Genomic DNA, 16,982 nt, shown 5'->3' on the forward strand with positions numbered 1-16,982 from the left:
TGAACGCGTCCCAGCCCGTCACAGCAGAAGAGGCGGCCACGGTGCCCGACCATCGCACAGATCGGGGGATCCACACGGATCGTCCGGCAGATCGATCCGCAGACGAGACCCTCCCGACCGTGCGCGAGGTGATCGCGCTCGACGCGGTCGCCCACGGGGTGCCGGAGGTGCTGGTGGGCGACGAGGCGCTCGACGCCCGCGTTCGCTGGCTGCACGTCTCCGACAGCGCGGGAGTCGCCAGGCTGCTGGACGGCGGGGAACTCCTGCTCTCGACAGGCTCGTCCTGGCCCGTCGAGCCCGCCGACCTTCGCCGGTTCATCGACGAGCTCGCCGATGCCGGGCTGGCAGGTCTCGTGCTCGAACTGGGTACGCACTACCGCTACGTGCCCGCGGTGGTGGCCGAGGCGGCCAGGGCGCGCGGGCTCGCGCTGATCGTGCTGCACCGCGAGGTGAAGTTCGTGACCCTCACCGAAGCCGTGCACAGCCGCATCATCACGGGTCAGACAGATGCGCTGCGCGCTCGCGATGAAGTGCGTGAGCGCTTCACCGCGCTGGTGCTGCGGGGATCGCCGGCCGACTTCATCGTGCACCAGCTCGCCCAGACGCTCGGCGCCCCCATCGTGCTCGAGAACCTCGGCTACGAGGTCGTCGCCGCCGAGGTGCCGCTCGCGATCGAGGAGGAGCTCTTCACGGAGTGGGAGCTGCGCTCCCGGTCCGCCCATCGACGTTCTGAGCAGCGACGCGAACGCGGCACGGCGGCCGGCGCGGACGACTGGCTCATCGTCCCGGTCGAGGCACGCGGCATCCGGTGGGGCAATCTCATCGCGCTGCCGGGGCCCGAGCACGCGGCCGGACGCACGGCCGTACTCGAGCAGGGCGCGATCGCCCTCGCGGTGGGGCGTTTGGCCGACGGGGATGCCGATGAGTGGGCCCGCATCGGCCGCCGGCGCCTCGTCGACGGGCTGCTGGCCGGCCGGTTCGCCGGTGTCGGCGGCGCCGCCGCGCGCCTCGAGGCCGCAGGCCTGCCGCTGCGCGGGGCCCGGCTCTACGGATTGGTCGTCTCCGGTGCGCCGGTGGCGGCCGAACGAGCGGATGCCGCGGCCCGCGCTCTGCGCGGGCGCGCACTCGCGGGCTCGGCGCCGGCGGGCGCCGGCGCGCCCGCGACGACGATGCTGGTGTCGCTGCCGCCGGAGGCGTCTTTCGACGATGTCGCCGTCGTGGCCTTTGTGCGCAGTCTCGTCGACGCCGCCGACGTCGAGCGCGTGACGGTGTCCGTCGGACGAGCCGCCGAGGGCATCGACGCCGCCCTCGCGTCGGTGCACGAGGCCGTCGATCTCGCCGCCGGCGGCGCGCGACGGCGCGCGGGTCGAGGACCCACTGTGCGACGGGGGGAGAACCGTCCGCTGGCGCAGCTGGTGACGTCGCTGCGTGACGACCACCGCGTGCTCGAGCACGGGGAGCGCATGCTCTCCCCGCTCATCGCGCACGACCTGTCCCGCTCCGGCGACCTGCTCGACGTGCTCGAGGCGATGCTCGCCCACCCGGGCAACCGCACGGCCGCGGCCGCGGCATCCCATCTGTCCCGATCGGTCTTCTACCAGCGCATCGCGCTCATCGAGGAGCTTCTCGGCGCCGATCTCGACGACGGAGAGACCCAGACGGCGCTGCACCTCGCGCTGCTGGTGCGGAGGTCTGCCGGCCGCTGAGGTCGACCAGGTCGACCGAACCCGGCGGTAGTCGCCAGCGCCTCACGCTGCCGAAACCTGCATCCGCGCCCGCCCGCTACGCGCGCGACTGCCGGTTTCGATCGCGCGACGGGCGAGCGGCCGGACGCGCGCGACGAGCGAACGGGCCGGCGCGCCCGTCAGCCGGCGAGGTAGACCTTGCGGAGCGTCTCGTGCACGGTCCACACCGTGCGCATCCCGGCCTCGAGCCGTACGACCGAGCCCGGGCGCAGCTCGATCGGGGGGAGCTCCGGGACGTCGAACGACAGCGTCGCAGCGCCCGACAGCACCACGAACACCTCGTCGGCCTCCACGTCCGTCGACGTCCCGGGCGTGTGCTCCCAGACGCCGATCTCATCGGTCAGCTCGACGTAGCCGGTGGCGGGCGAACCCTCCCTCACCTGGGCGGCGGCCACCGGTTCGAGGGGGAGCGACAGAGCCGCGGCATCCGTCACGATTCCGGGCCTCACGAGTCGAACCCCAGTCCCAGCGCGTCGAGCGTCTTCAGCAGGACGTTGCGCCTGCCCTTGTTGTGGTCGGCGCGATCCAGCGACCACCGCGTCGCATTGATGCCGATGGATGCCGCCGGCTCGGGCGGGAACGGCAGCGGGCGCTTGCGCACCATCTCGAGCTCGGTGCGTTCGGTGGAGGCGCCGTCGAGCAGGTCGAGCATGACCTCGGCCGCGAAGCGCGTCGAGCCGACGCCGAGCCCCGTGAAGCCCGCCGCGTACGCGACGCGGCGATCGCGCGCCGTGCCGAAGAAGGTGGTGAACTGCGTCGAGGTGTCGATCGCTCCCGCCCACTGGTGGGTGAAGCGCAGGCCGTCGAGCTGCGGAAACGTCGTGAAGAAGTGGCTTGCGAGCTTCGCCCAGGTCTCCGGCCGGTGCTCGTACGCGGGGTCCACCCGTCGGCCGTAGCGGTAGATGGCGTCGTAGCCGCCGAAGAGGATCCGGTTGTCCCGGGTGATCCGGTAGTAGTGGAACTGGTTCGCCAGGTCGCCGATGCCCTGACGGTCCTGCCACCCGATCGAGGCGAGCTGCGCGTCGGTGAGGGGTTCCGTCATCAGCACGTAGTCGTACACCGGCACCGTCATGAGCCGGTTGCGCTTGATCAGCGAGGGGAAGACGTTGGTGCCGAGTGCCGCGTGGGTTGCCGCGACGCGACCCTCGTCCGTGATGACGACGACGCCCGGTCCGGTGGTGTCGAGACCCGCGACGTGCGAACGTTCGAAGATCTCGACGCCGCGCTCCTCGCACACCCGTGCGAGCTCTGCGGCCATGCGCGCGGGGTGCACCATGCCGCACGCGTCCTTCTCCCATACCGCGGCGAGGTAGGTGGGGGAGTGGACGGATGCCTGGGCCTCGGCCTGGTCGAGATAGACCACGCCCTCCTCGCCCTCGGCCGCCCACTCCCGCAGCCACTCGACCTGATGCGGCTCGACGGCCGGAGCCAGCTGCCCGGTGCGCTCGAACTGGAAGTCCATGCCGTATCGGGCCTCGGAAGCCTGGATCGCATCGAGGTTCTCGCGTCCGAGCCGGTCGAGGAGGGGCATCTCCTTCGGCCAGCGCGCCACGCCGTTCTCGTGCCCGTGCGTCAGGCTCGCCTCGCAGAATCCGCCGTTGCGCCCGGACGCGGCCCACCCGACGCGCTGCGCCTCGACGACGACGACCTTTCTTCCAGGCTCGCGCTCCGTCGCGAGCAGCGCCGTCCACAGGCCCGTGTACCCGCCGCCCACGACGACGAGGTCGGCGCGACGGGTGCCGGTCAGCGCGCGACGATCGGGTACGAGACTCTCGGGGAGGTCGTCGCGCCAGAACACGGAGTGCTTCGTGTCGGCGAGAGAGTGCTGAACGACGGATGCTGCCGGCCGCTGTCGTTCGAAGACGGTCGTGCCCACGGTTATCAACTCCGATGCGGGTGTGTGTGCTCCCATCCTGGCCGGTGGTCGGAGCGAGTGCCGTGCTGCCCTGTCGGAAGTTCCGCGGCCCGTCGGACAGGTTGTCGCGTCAGGCCTCCGCGAGCTCTCCGACGAGGGCGTCGACGTCGGCGACGCGCGCGTAGGTGCCGTCGAGGGCCGCCATGAAGGCGAGGTGCACCTGGGCGCCCGGAACCGCACGGCCGTCGTAGGCGAGGTCGGGAGCGGCGCACGCGTCCTGCGCCACCGAGAGCGAGAAGCCGAGGTCGGAAGCGGCGCGCACGGTGGCGTCGACGCACATGCTCGACATCATGCCCGCCACGACGATCTCGTCGACGTCCGCCGCGCGCAGCAGCGCCTCCAGCCCCGTGCCGAGGAACGCGTTGGGCTCGTGCTTGACGACCACGTGCTCCTCGCCGTCCGGTGCCACCCGGGGATCGAACTCCACCCCGGGCGTCCCGGGCGCGAAGAACGCGGCATCCGGGCCCTCCCATACGTGCTGCACGTGCACCACGCGCTCCCCGGTCGTGCGGAACGCGGCCAGCAGCCGCGCTGCAGCATCTGCGGCCGGATCGGCGTCGACGAGAGGGTGACGTCCTCCCGGGAAGTAGTCGCGCTGGATGTCGATGAGGAGGAGCAGTCGGGTCACCGCAACAGCATAGAGGCGGGAACGTCAGGCGTTCGGGGCCGCGTAGACCCGCTCGCCCTCCACGAAGGTCTGCAGGGTCCGGGTGAGACCGATCTCGTCGGAGGGGCCGGCGAAGGGATCGCGGTCGAGCACCGTGAGGTCGGCGAACCTGCCGGCCTCGATCGTGCCGGTGACGTGATCCAGGTGGTTCACCCACGCCGAACCCGCCGTGTAGGCGGTGAGCGAGGTGGCCAGGTCGATCGCCTGCTCGGGAAGGAAGGCGTCGTACTCGCCCTCCTCGTGACCCGGCGCCGCCGTGCGATTCACCGCGGTGTGGATGGCGGCCATCGGGTCGGGCGTCGACACCGACCAGTCGCTGCCGGCCGCGAGCACCGCTCCGGCGCGCAGCAGGTCTCCGAAGGGGTACTGCCAGGCGCTGCGCGGCTCGCCGAGGAAGGGGAGGGTCAGCTCGACCATCTGCGGTTCGTACGTGGCCCACAGCGACTGCATGTTGGCGGCCACGCCGAGCTCCCGGAAGCGAGCCAGGTCTTCGGGATGCACGACCTGGATGTGGGCGATGTGGTGCCGGTTGTCGCGGCGGCCGTTGCGGGCGACCGCGCGCTCGACGGCGTCGAGGCACTCTCGCACGGCACGGTCGCCGATCGCGTGGAAGTGCACCTGGAAACCCTCGGCGTCCAGCAGCGGCACCGCTTCGTTGAGAATCTCGGGCGCGACGAACGAGATGCCCGAGTTGTCGGTGAAGTGCCCGTGGCCGTCGTGGTAGGGCTCGAGCATCGAGGCCGTGAAGTTCTCGGCGACGCCGTCCTGCATCACCTTCACCGAGGTCGCGGTGAAGCGCCCACCCCGATAACGCTCGCGCCGCTCGAGGATGGACGGAATCTGCTCCAGCCCCTTCGTGCGATCCCACCAGAGCGCGCCGACGACCCTCGCAGTGAGCGTGCCGGCACTCGCCGCGTTCAGGTAGGCCGGCCCGGGGTCGCCGGCGTCTCCGTACGATCCGACGATGGCGTCCTGCCACGCCGTGATGCCGAACGAGTGCAGGTAGCGCTGGCCCAGCAGCAGCGCCTCGGTGAGGCGCTCGAGCGGCTCCTCGGGCAGCAGCCGGTTCACGAGTCCCATGGCGCCCTCGTGCAGGGTTCCGGAGGGATGGCCGCCGGCATCGCGCTCGATGCGGCCGTCGGCCGGGTCGGGCGTATGCCGGTCGATGCCGGCGAGCCGTAGCGCCGCCGAGTTCACCCACGCGCCGTGGCCGTCGCGGTTGGGGAAGAACGCGGGCCTGTCGCCGGTGACGGCGTCGAGGGCGCCGGCGGTCGGGGTGCCGCCGGGGAACGCCGACATCTGCCAGCCGCCGCCGAGGATCCACTCGTCCGACTGGTGTTCCCGCACGTAGCGCGCGACCGCGTCGAGGTATTCCGCGGCCGTGGTCAGCTCCGACAGGTCGCAGCGCAGCATGTCGAGGCCGCCCCAGACCGGATGCACGTGGGCGTCCTGGAAGCCGGGGAGCAGCATCCGCCCTCGCAGGTCCACGACTTCGGTCGACGGACCGATGAGGTCGCGCACGTCGTCGCCGCCGACGGCGACGATGCGGCCGCCCGCGACGGCCACCGACGTCGCGTGCGCCCGTACGGTGTTCGCGGTGAAGACGGGGCCGCCCGTGAAGACGAGGTCGGCGTGGGGCATGTGCTCAGCCTCCGGTCATGGTGCGGGCGATCTGCGTGGCGGAATCGCCCGCGCGCTTGAGCACCAGCGCCACCAGCGCCAGGGCGATGAGCGTCAGGAGGAGCATGATCGTCGACACCGCGGCGATCTCGGGTCGCAGGCCGGTCCGCAGGGCGCTCAGCACGTACACCGGCCACGGGGTCGTGCCCGAGACCTGCACGAACGCGGCCACGATCGTGTTGTCGAGACTCAGGGTGAATGCCAGCAGGAAGCCGGCGAGCACCGCCGGCATGGCGAGCGCGAGCGTGATGCGCCGGAAGGTCGTGAACGGCTTCGCGTACAGGTCGGCCGATGCCTCCTCCAGCTTCGCGTCCTGCCCCACCAGCCGTGCGCGGACGATGTACGACACCACCGCTGTCGCGAACAGCGACGAGCCCACCGAGAGACGGACGATGCCGTCATTGAACATCGGGATGCCGAGGTCCTGGCCGAGGAAGACCATGAAGGGCAGCAGCGCGACGGCGTCGACGATCTCGGGGGTGACCGAGACGAGCAGCAGAAGGCCGAGGAACCACCACACCCACTTGCCGGGATGCCGCGCCATCGCGATGCCGGCGAGCGTGCCCAGCACCGTCGCGATGATCGCCGCGATCAGCGCCGTGATGAGCGACACCCGCACGGCGTTCTGGATCGCCGGCTTCACCAGGATCGACGTGAAGGCGTCGAAGCCGAAGCCGTCCCAGACCGCCAGCAGGCGGCCGGTGTTGAACGAGTAGACGACGATCACGATGATCGGGAGGAAGAGGAAGAGCATCACCAGGACGCCCCACACGCTGAAGGCGATATCAGACCCGGATCGACGGGCACGCCGCCGCGGCGCCGCGCCCGGCCGGGCATCGCGCGCCTGCGCCTGCAGGATCGTCTCGGTCGCGGTCTGCCGCTCGGTGTCGAGCGTCACGTCGTCACCTCCAGCGCCGCGGCGGGCGCGGCATCCGTCATCGCCGTGTCGGGGGCCGGCCCGAGCACCAGCCTGCTGCGGGAGCGGAACGGGAGCGCGACGAGCCAGATGATGGCGGCGGCCACGCCGATCGTGAGCGTGATGACGAGCATCAGCAGCACCGCCATCGCAGACCCGAGCGCCCAGTTCTGAGCCGTCTGGAACTGGCCCGCAACGAGCTGGCCGACCATGTTGCCCTTGGCCCCGCCGAGCACGGTCGCCGTGATGTAGTCGCCCATGAGCGGGATGAACACCAGCAGCACGCCGGCGATGATGCCGGGCTGCGACAGGGGCAGTGTCACGCGGAAGAAGGTCGAGAGCTTGCCCGCGCCGAGATCCTTCGACGCCTCGCGCAGGGCGGGACCGACCCGGTCGAACGCGACGAACAGCGGGAGGATCATCAACGGCAGGTAGTTGTAGACGACGCCGAGGATCACCGCGCCGCGCGTGTACAGCAGGTCGAGCGGGCCGTCGAGCAGACCGACGCCCTGCAGGAGCGTCGACAGCCAGCCCTCCGGTGCGATGACGACCTGCCAGCCGATCGTGCGCACCAGGAAGTTCGTCCAGAACGGGACGAGCACGAGGGCGATCAGGATGCCGCGGCGCTCGGGCTTCACCTTGAACGCCATCCAGTACGCCACCGGTGCGCCGATGAGGAAGCACAGCACCGTCCCGATGATCCCGACCCACAGCGTGTTCTGGAACGTCGCGAAGAACGTCGGCGACATCGCCTCGACGTACCGGTCGAACGAGAGGACGTCGTTGGCGTGGGTGCCGAAGACCCCCGGCTTGTAGCCGAAGCTGAACCACACGACCATCGCCACCGGAGCGACGAAGAACACCAGCAGCCACGCCCAGGCGGGGAGCGCGAGCGCGGGCCCGACGGCGCCGGTGGCGCGATTACGCACCGGCGGCAGCCTTCACCTCGTTGTAGATCTCCACGCGCTTGCTCAGCGAGTCGTTGATCACCTGCTCGTGCATCGTGTCGAGCTGCTCGGGCGTGAAGAAGATCATGTCGAGACGCTCGACCTCGGCCTCCTCGGCCGCCGCCTGCGCGTTCTTGGCGCCGACGTTGTAGCCGACCCACTCGAGGTTCGCCAGCTGGTTTTCGGGAACCATTGCGAAGTCGATGAAGGCGTGGGCGGCCTCCGGATGCGCGGCGCCGGTGGCGATCGCCCAGTTGTCCATCCAGAGCTCGGTCTGCGGGCCGGGGAGCACCCACTGCCAGCGGTCCGGCTCGGAGGACTCCTGGATGCCGAGGCGCGCGTCGCCGTTCCACGCCATCAGCAGAGCATGCGTGCCCTGCGGAATCGTGTTCGCGCCCGCGGCGGAGTCGAATGCCGCGATATGGGGGGCGATCTTCTCGACGAGGAAGGCGCGCGCCGCCTCCAGCTCGTCGGCGTCGTCGGTGTTCCAGTCCAGGTCGTTGGCCCAGAAGTACGAGCCGACGACGCCGGCCGGGTCATCCGACATGGCGGTCTTCCCGCTCGCCTCGTTCTGCGCGGCGTCGAAGAAGTCGGCCCACGTGGTCAGCTCGCGGCTGATCACGGTCTTGTCGTAGACGTAGCCCGTCGTGCCCCACGCCTTGCAGATCGAGTAGTCGTTGCCCGGATCCCACGCGCGACCGAGGAAGGCCGGATCCATGTTCTCGAGGTTCGGGAGCAGATCCTTGTTGAGCTTCTGCAGCAGTCCCTGCTCGATCATCTGCGGGATGAAAACGCCGGTGGGCACCACGATGTCATAGCCGGAGGTGCCCTTCGCCGCGACCAGCTTGGCGATGAGCTCTTCGTTCGACCCGTACGAGTCCAGCGTGACCTTCGGTCCGAGCTCGGCCGTGAACGCCTCGACCACCTCGGGTGCGTCGTACTCGGCCCACGTGTAGACCGACAGGCTGTCTTCGAGGTCGCCCCCCGTCGCCTGGGGCGCGGGCGATCCGCTGCCACCGGGCGAGCACGCGGCGAGCACGGTGGCGCCGCCCGCGACAGCGGCGAGGCTCAGGAAACGGCGCCGCGAGAGCTCGCGCATGATGGCGGGCGCGGCGCCCTCGGGAGCGAGGAGGCGCAGCGGGGTGCGAGGCGGGGTCATCGGGTACTCCTGTTCGGGTCGGGAGCCGGATCGGCGGATGCCGCGGCTTGCGGCGTGCACCCGGCGATGCGGTCGCGGGTTCGGGCGGGCGGGTCAGGCGGTCGGGGGTGCGATGTAACCGCCCTGTTCGGCGGCGTCTTCGTCGGCGGCAGGGAAGAGCAGGACGTGATGAGCGGCCCACGTGCACAGGACGGCGTCGCCCACCGACAGCGCCGGCGCGTCGGGCGTCGGCCGCCGTACGATCAGGCTCTGATCGGGGCCGAGGCGAACGAGGTACTGCATCGTGTCGCCGAGGTGCGAAACGCCGATGAGCTCGCCGCGGGCCGCGTTGGCATCGGGCAGGCCCGCGCCCCCGGTCCCTGAAAGGGTGCCGGTCCCTGAGCCTGTCGAAGGGTCCTGCTCGATGCGGATGTACTCGGGGCGGACCGCCGCCTCGCCGAGGTTCGTGCTGGTCAGCACGGGCGCCGTGGCGCGCACCAGCGCGTGGGGCGAGGTGATCGCGGCCCCGGCTTCGGCGGTGGGGCCCCGGAAGAAGTTCTGCTGCCCGACGAAGGCCGCGACGTAGGCCGATGCCGGACGGGCGTAGACGGTGTCGGCATCGGCGAGCTGCTCGATGCGGCCGGCGCGCATGATCGCGATTCGGTCGCTCATGGAGAGGGCCTCGCCCTGGTCGTGGGTGACGAAGACGAAGGTGATGCCCAGCCGCGACTGCAGCAGCTTGAGCTCCAGCTGCATCTCCTCGCGCAGCTGACGGTCCAGCGCGCCGAGCGGCTCGTCCAGGAGCAGCACCGCGGGACGGTTGACGAGGGCCCGCGCGAGCGCGATGCGCTGCTGCTGACCGCCCGAGAGCTGCGTCGGCTTGCGATCGCCGAAGCGCCGCATCTGGACCATCTCGAGCGCCTGGGTGACCCGCTCGCGCACCTCGGACTTCGGGGTGCGGCGCTGCTGCAGCCCGTAGGCGACGTTCTCGGCGACCGAGAGATGGGGGAACAGCGCGTAGGCCTGGAAGACCGTGTTGACGTCGCGCTTGTACGGCGGCGCGGCGAGCACGGAACGACCGGAGATCCGGATGTCGCCGGCATCCGGCTGCTCGAAACCCGCGATCATCCGGAGCGTCGTCGTCTTGCCGCAGCCGGACGGCCCGAGAAGCGAGATGAACTCGCCCGGCTGGATCGTGAGCGACAGGTCGTCGACCGCGAGCTGCTCGCCGTAGTACTTCGTGATGCCCGACAGGATGACGGCCCCGCGTGCGGCCTCGCTGTCGGTGGGAGTCTGCTCCGCCGAGCTCGCCTGGGCTGCGGTCGCCATGCCTGTGGACATCGTCACCTCGTGAGGGTCCTTCTGATCGCCGGCCGCGCGACGGTGCGCGGCCTATCGGGTGTGGAGGTATTCAATCCGCCGACGTCACTGCCTGCAATGGAGGCCCGACCGAACCGGACGATCCGGGGCGGGATCCACCCGCGGCACGACAGATCGTCCGGGCCTGTGTAACGGTCAGGAGACCGCGGCGTTTCACGGGCGCATCGCAGGGGGGCACGCACTGCTCCTTCCCGGCGCGACAGTCCGTCCGCCCGGTATCGTGATGAAAGCGTGCTGAAACCGGGGCCCACTGCGGCTGGGATTCCGGCTCACGTCTGACATGTGGGGCACCAGAAGACGATCCGCTCGCGCGTCGGGTCGGCGCCCAGGCTGCCGCCTTCGATCAGAGTGCCGCACCGCCGGCAGGGGCGTCCTTCGCGGCGATAGACCCAGGTCGACCGCCCGGGGCGGGCATCGCCGGTGAAGGTGCGGCCGGAGCGGTTGCGGTTCGCGCGGATCATGCGCGCCCCGAGATCGACGATGGCCGCGGCATCCGTCTCGTTCGCGGGGGTCGTCGGAAGGATGCCCCGCACGAAGAGGATCTCGTTCGCATACTCGTTGCCGAAGCCGGCGATGTTGCGCTGGTCCTGCACGGCGACGTGCACCGCGCGGGTGTCGGCTGCGAGGCGGCGGGCGGCCTCCTCGGGATCCCACGAGCGGGAGAGGGGATCGGGGCCCAGATAGCCGACGAGCAGCTCTTCTTCGGCCGTCGGCACCACCTTGATGTCGGCGAGGTCGAAGCCGACGGTCTCCCACTCGGTGCCGTCGGGCGCGGTCGCGCCGATGATCGCGCGCGCACGGAAGGCGGGGGCATGCCAGCGCTCGCCGCGGCGGTGGACGTGCCACTCGCCCTCCATCTTCAGGTGCGTGTGCAACGTCCAGGAGCCGATGCGGTGGAGCAGGTGCTTGCCGCGCGAGACGACGTCGTGCACCACTTCGCCCCGCAGATCGACCGTCGCCAGCTGCGGGACGCGCAGCTCGAAGCGCGTGACCGTCGCACCGGCGAGGGCCGCGTTCAGCTGGCGGGCCGCGCGATAGACGGTGTCGCCTTCAGGCACGGGCGCCCGCCCTGTCCTCCGGTCCCTGAGCCTGTCGAAGGGCGTCGCCCGCGGTGAGCCGTCGCAGGGTGAGGCCGCGCGGGGACTCGACGAAGCCGGCTTCGCGCAGCGCCCGCCCGACGTTCGTGCCGTAGACGAACGCCCCGTTCACCTGTTCGATCGTCAGCGTGTCGAGCCGCCGCGACCGGGCGGTCGCCGTCAGATCTGCGGTGGCGGCCGCGAGCACGGCCTCATCGCCGGTGAAGGCGAGCGCCGACTTGCCGCCTCGCTCGAGGTAGAGCGCGAGGGCGCCGTCGACGAGCACGACGAGGGCGCCCGCCTTGCGGCCCGGGCGATGACCCACGCCCTCGAGCGCCGGCCAGGCCAGGGCCCCGCCGTACGGGTTGGCCGGATCGGTCGCCGCCAGCGTGACGGCCCGGAGGGGCGGCGGGTCGGGCAGTCCGGCGAACTCGCGCAGCCGGTCGACCGTGGCCGATGCCGCGAACTGCGCCGCACCGAGCTTCTCGATCACGTAGCCCCGGCGGCAATGGCCCGCCTCTTCGAAGCCGGCGAGCACGCGATATGTCTGGGCGAACCCGCCCGGCACGCCCTCCGACTGCACCGCGCCCCGCGTCACGACGCCGTAGCGGTCGAGGAGCAGGCTCGCGGTCGCCGTCGCGCGCAGCGCCGGGTCGGGCTCGGCCTGCGGCAGCACCGACCAGCGTCCGCCGACGGCGGGCGGGCGGGCGGGGACGGATGCCGCCACCGCACGCACCGCCGCTCCGCGATAGAGACGGGCCCGGGGTGCGCGGCGGCTGACGCGGTGCGCCTGCGAGCCACCCGAGACGAGTGCGCGAACCGGTGCGAACGTGTCGTTCGTCACCCGGCCGGCCCACGTGAGCCGCCAGAGCGCCTCGATGACGGACTGCTCGTTCTCGGCGCCCGTAGTCTGCCGCAGCTGGGCGGCGAAGTAGGCACCGCCGCCCTCGAGGGCCGCCAGGAGCTGGGCATCGAGCGAACCCGGAGCGGCCTCCTCAGCCTCATCGGGCAGTGCGAGCGTCAGCGAGGCGGAGTCGGCGAGGTGCAGCGCGACCCAGCCGTCGCGACCGGGCAGGCTGCCATGTCCCGACCAGACGACCTCGCCGGTCGCGGTCAGCTCGTCGAGCATGCCGGGGCTGTAGTCCGCGACGCGCCCCGGGAGGACGAGCGACTCCCACGCGCTCGCGGGAATGGGCACACCGGCCAGCTGCTCGATGACGGCAGCGACGCCGCCGATGCCCTCCAGCGGTCGGGAGACGTGTTGCCATGCCGGCAGGAATCGTGCGTACGCCTGCTGCGGGACCGGCTCGACGGTGCCGCGGATCGCCGCGAGGGAGCGCATGCGCAGACGGCGCAGCACCTCGGTGTCGCACCACTCGGTCTCGTCGGCTCGACCGGCTCCGGCGCCATCGGCGCCCGACCCGTCTCCAGCGACCGTCCCAGGGTCGGGAAGGAAGAACCCGCTCGTCACGCGCCCCTGCGATTCGAGGCGCTGCAGGGTCAGCCGCGCGACAGCCACCCCGATGCCGAGGCGGTCGGCGACGGCATTCGAAGTGAAAGGTCCGTGGGTGCGGGCGTGCCGGGCGATCAGGTCGCCGAGGGGGTCGCCGATGGGCTCGAGGAAGGCCGTCGGGATGCCGACGGGCAGCGCGACGCCGAGCGCGTCGCGCAGGCGCCCGGCGTCTTCGATCGCCGCGACGCGCCGGATGCCGCCGATCGTGACCGGGATGGCACGGCGTGCGAGCACGAGCGCGTCGAGGAGAGCGGACGCTCTCGATACGGCGCTCCCGTCGCGGCCCGGCTCCCCGTCGACGACTGACCGCTCGTCGGGGTCGCCCGCCGTCGCTTCCTCGGGCTCGAGGCGGGCCGCGACCTCCGCTGCGTCGAGGGGGCCGAGCAGGCGCAGCAGGTCGGCGACGCCTTCGAGCCCGCGTGCGCGCCGCTCGGGATCCAGACGCTGCGCCTCGCGCTCGAACTGCGCGATGACGTCAGGATCGAGGAGCTCGCGCATCTCGACCTTGCCCAGCAGCTCGGACAGGAGCGCGGGATCGACCGACAACGCGGCCGCGCGACGCTCGGCCAGCGGTGAGTCGCCCTCGTACATGAAGGCGCCGACGTAGCCGAAGAGGAGGTCGCGGGCGAACGGCGACGGCTGGGCGGGCTCGGTCTCGATGAGCCGGATGCGGCGCTCGCCGATGCCGCGCATGAGCCGCAACAGGGAGGGAACGTCGTAGACGTCCTGCAGCACCTCACGGAGCGTCTCGAGGATGATCGGGAACGTCGGGTACCGGCGGGCCACCTCGAGCAGCTGGGCCGACCGCTGCCGCTGCTGCCACAGCGGTGTGCGCTTGCCGGGATTGCGACGCGGCATGAGCAGTGCGCGCGCTGCGCACTCGCGGAAGCGGGAGGCGAACAGCGCCGAGCCCCCGACCTCTTCGGTCACGATCTGGTCGAGCTCGTCGGGATCGAACACGAAGAGGTCTGCCCCGGGCGGCTCGGCCGTGGCATCCGGTATCCGCGCGATGATGCCGTCGTCGCTCGCGACCGCCGACCCGTCGACGCCGAGGCGCTCCCGGATCCGGGCGTTGACCGCGAGCGCCCAGGGTGCGTGCACCTGCATCCCGTACGGGGAGTGGAGAATCACGCGCCAGTCGCCGACCTCGTCGCGACCGCGCTCGACCGTGAGCTGCCGGTCGGTGGGGAGAGTGCCCGTCGCCTCGCGCTGCTCGGCGAGGTAGGCGAGCAGATTGTCCTGAGCGAAGTCGTCGAGACCCGCGTCGCGCAGGCGGGCCTGCGCCGTCTCGGGCTTGGCGGTGGAGACCTCGCGGGAGAACTTCCCGAGCGCCTCACCCAGCTCGGCCGGGCGCCCGATGCCGTCGCCGTGCCAGAACGGCACCTTGCCGGGCTGCCCGAAGGCGGGGACGACGTTGACGCGGTCGTGGGTGATCTCGACGATGCGCCAGCTGGTCGTGCCGAGCGTGAAGACGTCGTTGACGCGCGACTCGTACACCATCTCCTCGTCGAGCTCACCGACGCGGGCGTTCTGCGATTCGCCCGCGATGAACACGCCGAACAGCCCCCGGTCGGGGATGGTGCCGCCACTGGTCACCGCGATGTGCTGCGCGCCCGGGCGGCCGGTGAGCACCCCGAGATCGCGATCCCACACGACGCGGGGGCGCAGCTCGGCGAACTCGTCGGAGGGGAAGCGCCCGGCGATCAGGTCGAGCGTCGCCTCGTAGGCCGACCGCGGCAGCGAGCGGAACGGCGCGCTGCGCTTGAGCGTCTCGTACCAGCCCTCGACGTCGACCGGCCCCACCGCCGCGGCGGCCACCGTCTGCTGGGCCAGGATGTCGAGCGGATTCTGGGGGATCGCGATCGCCTCGATCTGCCCGGCGAGCATGCGCTCGGTGACGATCGCGGTATGCAGCACGTCGCCCCGGTGCTTGGGGAACAGCGCCGCCCGGCTGACCTCGCCCACCTGGTGGCCGGCACGGCCGATGCGCTGCAGGCCCGAGGCCGCGCTCGGCGGGGCCTCCACCTGGATCACCAGGTCGACGGCCCCCATGTCGATGCCGAGCTCGAGACTCGACGTGGCGACGACGCATCGGAGGGCGCCGGACTTCAGCTCCTCCTCGACCTGCGCGCGCTGCTCCTTCGACACCGAGCCGTGGTGCGCCTTCGCCAGAACCGGATCCGCTCCCGCAGTGGCCCCGGCCTGCGCCATCATCGCCGCGGGCACCGTCTGGCTCGGCAGTTCGAGACCGAGCCGGTCGGAGTAGATCTCGTTGAGCCGGCCGGTCAGCCGCTCGGCGAGGCGCCGGGAGTTGCAGAAGACGATGGTGGAGCGCTGCTGCAGGATGCGGTCGACGATGGCCTCTTCGACGTGCGGCCACACCGAGCCCGCCATCTCCGTCTCGCCCGCGCCGGACGCCCGCCCGCGCGCGCTCGCCGCCGACTGCCCGTCGGCGAACCAGTCCTCGTCGATCGCGTCGTCGACGAGGTCGTCCGCCTCGGGGCCTTCGCTCTCTCGCGCGGTCCCCGAGCCGGTCGAAGGGCTCTCGCTCAACAACCGCGAGTCGGTTTCCGAGGCGAACGGGCTCGGCGCGGGCGGCGGGTTGAGCATGTCGCCGATCGGCACCACGACCCTCATGTCGAACGCCTTGCTCGCCCGGGGCGCGACGATCTCGACGGGCTCGGCACCCCCCAGGAACCGCGCCACCTCGTCGATCGGACGCACCGTCGCCGAGAGGCCAATGCGCTGGGACGGAGGAACGTCCGACTGGAAGGAGCGCCGGAGCGCGTCGAGCCGTTCGAGGCTCACCGCCAGGTGGGCGCCGCGCTTGGTCGCGGCGACCGCGTGCACCTCGTCGACGATGACGGTGTGAACGTCGCGGAGCGTCTCGCCGGCGCGGCTCGTGAGCATCAGGTACAGCGACTCGGGAGTCGTGATCAGGATGTCGGGCGGCGCCTGCACGAGCTTGCGACGATCCGCCGCCGGGGTGTCGCCGGATCGCACCCCGACCGTGACATCGGGGACGGTCAGCCCGAGCCGTCGCGCCGACTGGCCGATGCCGACCAGGGGCGACCGCAGGTTGCGCTCGACGTCGACACCGAGGGCCTTGAGCGGAGAGATGTAGAGGATCCGGGTCGCGGGGGGCGCGGCCGCCGGATCGAGTGCCGAGCCCCGCGAAGCGGCGCGCGGGGTATCGAGATCATCCGTCGCCCTCTTGCGTCCGCGGCGCGGGACCGCGGCCGGGGCGGCCGCCTTGTCGTGGAACACGCGGTCGATCGCCCACAGGAAAGCCGACAGCGTCTTGCCCGATCCCGTCGGTGCGACCACCAGGGCATGCTTGTGGGCGGAGATGGCGGCCCACGCGCCCTTCTGGGCGGCGGTCGGGGCCGCGAAGGCGCCCCGGAACCAGTCCTGCGTAGCAGGACCGAATCGCTCCAGGACGTCGCCCATCCCTCCATCTTGGTCGCGATCTCCGACATCGGGCCAGGGCTGGTCCAGAAGGGCCGCGTCTGCTCCTGCGCAGAGAGTCGGCGAGTCAGCGCTCGTCGGGCACGAGGATCCACAGCAGCAGGTACAGCAGGATCGAGATGCCGAAGAACACGGTCGAGGCGACCGTGAGCACCCGCACCGGGACCACGCTGCAGCCGAAGCGGTCCGCGATGCCCTGGCAGACGCCGGCGATCATGCGACCTCGGACGGGGCGGACCAGGCGATTCATGCGTTCATCATCGCGTGACGGGCGCCCGGGCACCAGAGGCCCGGCACGGGCGTCCGGTCAGCGCTCCGAGGGCACGAGGATCCAGAGCAGGACGTAGATCCAGAGCGACAGGCCGAAGAACACCACGGCGATCACACTGAGGATGCGCACCAGGGTCACGTTCCACCCGAAGCGGTTCGCGACCGCGGCGCAGACGCCGGCGATCCATCGGCCCTGTTGAGGTCTGACGAGTCCGTTCATGGCTCCATCCTGCGCGCGTCGAGGCGGCATTGCACGGGTGCTGGCCC

13 protein-coding genes are annotated in these 16,982 nt (G+C 71.5%); 1 reads left to right on the plus strand and 12 read right to left on the minus strand.

What is annotated here, in order from left to right:
* The first annotated feature begins 119 nt into the window (after positions 1-119).
* On the plus strand, positions 120-1,706 hold the full coding sequence (locus tag ACN9MP_RS02845; protein WP_426323767.1) for a PucR family transcriptional regulator: 1,587 nt from the start codon (positions 120-122) through the stop codon (positions 1,704-1,706).
* A 158-nt stretch (positions 1,707-1,864) separates the two neighbouring features.
* Here the strand turns inward: ACN9MP_RS02845 and ACN9MP_RS02850 are convergent, their stop codons facing one another.
* The 12 genes from ACN9MP_RS02850 to ACN9MP_RS02905 all read right to left on the minus strand — a co-directional run bounded on the left by ACN9MP_RS02850 (position 1,865) and on the right by ACN9MP_RS02905 (position 16,935).
* Positions 1,865-2,194 (minus strand): cupin domain-containing protein, encoded by a 330-nt coding sequence (locus ACN9MP_RS02850; RefSeq protein WP_426323769.1) that lies wholly within the window; start codon positions 2,192-2,194, stop codon positions 1,865-1,867.
* Positions 2,191-3,621 (minus strand): NAD(P)/FAD-dependent oxidoreductase, encoded by a 1,431-nt coding sequence (locus tag ACN9MP_RS02855; protein ID WP_426323771.1) that lies wholly within the window; start codon positions 3,619-3,621, stop codon positions 2,191-2,193. Before ACN9MP_RS02855 ends, ACN9MP_RS02850 begins: the two co-directional genes overlap by 4 nt.
* A gap of 109 nt (positions 3,622-3,730) precedes the next feature.
* Positions 3,731-4,288: a cysteine hydrolase family protein gene (locus ACN9MP_RS02860; RefSeq protein WP_426323772.1), complete on the minus strand. Its 558-nt coding sequence runs from the start codon at positions 4,286-4,288 to the stop codon at positions 3,731-3,733.
* 24 nt (positions 4,289-4,312) lie between these two features.
* Positions 4,313-5,968 (minus strand): amidohydrolase, encoded by a 1,656-nt coding sequence (locus ACN9MP_RS02865; protein WP_426323774.1) that lies wholly within the window; start codon positions 5,966-5,968, stop codon positions 4,313-4,315.
* A gap of 4 nt (positions 5,969-5,972) precedes the next feature.
* Positions 5,973-6,905, minus strand: coding sequence for an ABC transporter permease (locus ACN9MP_RS02870; protein ID WP_426323776.1), 933 nt, complete (start codon positions 6,903-6,905; stop codon positions 5,973-5,975).
* The gene (locus tag ACN9MP_RS02875; RefSeq protein ID WP_426323778.1) at positions 6,902-7,852 is read right to left on the minus strand and encodes an ABC transporter permease; all 951 of its coding nucleotides are present in this window, start codon (positions 7,850-7,852) and stop codon (positions 6,902-6,904) included. The genes ACN9MP_RS02870 and ACN9MP_RS02875 overlap by 4 nt, the downstream gene beginning before the upstream one ends.
* Positions 7,845-9,029 carry an extracellular solute-binding protein gene (locus ACN9MP_RS02880; RefSeq protein ID WP_426323780.1) on the minus strand — a complete coding sequence of 395 codons (1,185 nt, stop codon included), beginning with the start codon at positions 9,027-9,029 and terminating at the stop codon, positions 7,845-7,847. The genes ACN9MP_RS02875 and ACN9MP_RS02880 overlap by 8 nt, the downstream gene beginning before the upstream one ends.
* Before the next feature lie 93 nt (positions 9,030-9,122).
* Positions 9,123-10,349 carry an ABC transporter ATP-binding protein gene (locus ACN9MP_RS02885; RefSeq protein WP_426326175.1) on the minus strand — a complete coding sequence of 409 codons (1,227 nt, stop codon included), beginning with the start codon at positions 10,347-10,349 and terminating at the stop codon, positions 9,123-9,125.
* Positions 10,350-10,657: 308 nt separating this feature from the next.
* Positions 10,658-11,446, minus strand: coding sequence for a DNA-formamidopyrimidine glycosylase family protein (locus ACN9MP_RS02890; RefSeq protein ID WP_426323782.1), 789 nt, complete (start codon positions 11,444-11,446; stop codon positions 10,658-10,660).
* The gene (locus tag ACN9MP_RS02895) at positions 11,439-16,427 is read right to left on the minus strand and encodes an Lhr family ATP-dependent helicase (protein ID WP_426323784.1); all 4,989 of its coding nucleotides are present in this window, start codon (positions 16,425-16,427) and stop codon (positions 11,439-11,441) included. The genes ACN9MP_RS02890 and ACN9MP_RS02895 overlap by 8 nt, the downstream gene beginning before the upstream one ends.
* A gap of 85 nt (positions 16,428-16,512) precedes the next feature.
* Positions 16,513-16,695 carry a PspC domain-containing protein gene (locus ACN9MP_RS02900; protein WP_426323786.1) on the minus strand — a complete coding sequence of 61 codons (183 nt, stop codon included), beginning with the start codon at positions 16,693-16,695 and terminating at the stop codon, positions 16,513-16,515.
* Positions 16,696-16,752: 57 nt separating this feature from the next.
* On the minus strand, positions 16,753-16,935 hold the full coding sequence (locus tag ACN9MP_RS02905) for a PspC domain-containing protein (protein ID WP_426323788.1): 183 nt from the start codon (positions 16,933-16,935) through the stop codon (positions 16,753-16,755).
* Between the last annotated feature and the right edge of the window lie 47 nt (positions 16,936-16,982).

The organism is Microbacterium sp. E-13, from assembly GCF_049912955.1.
Classification (GTDB): domain Bacteria; phylum Actinomycetota; class Actinomycetes; order Actinomycetales; family Microbacteriaceae; genus Microbacterium.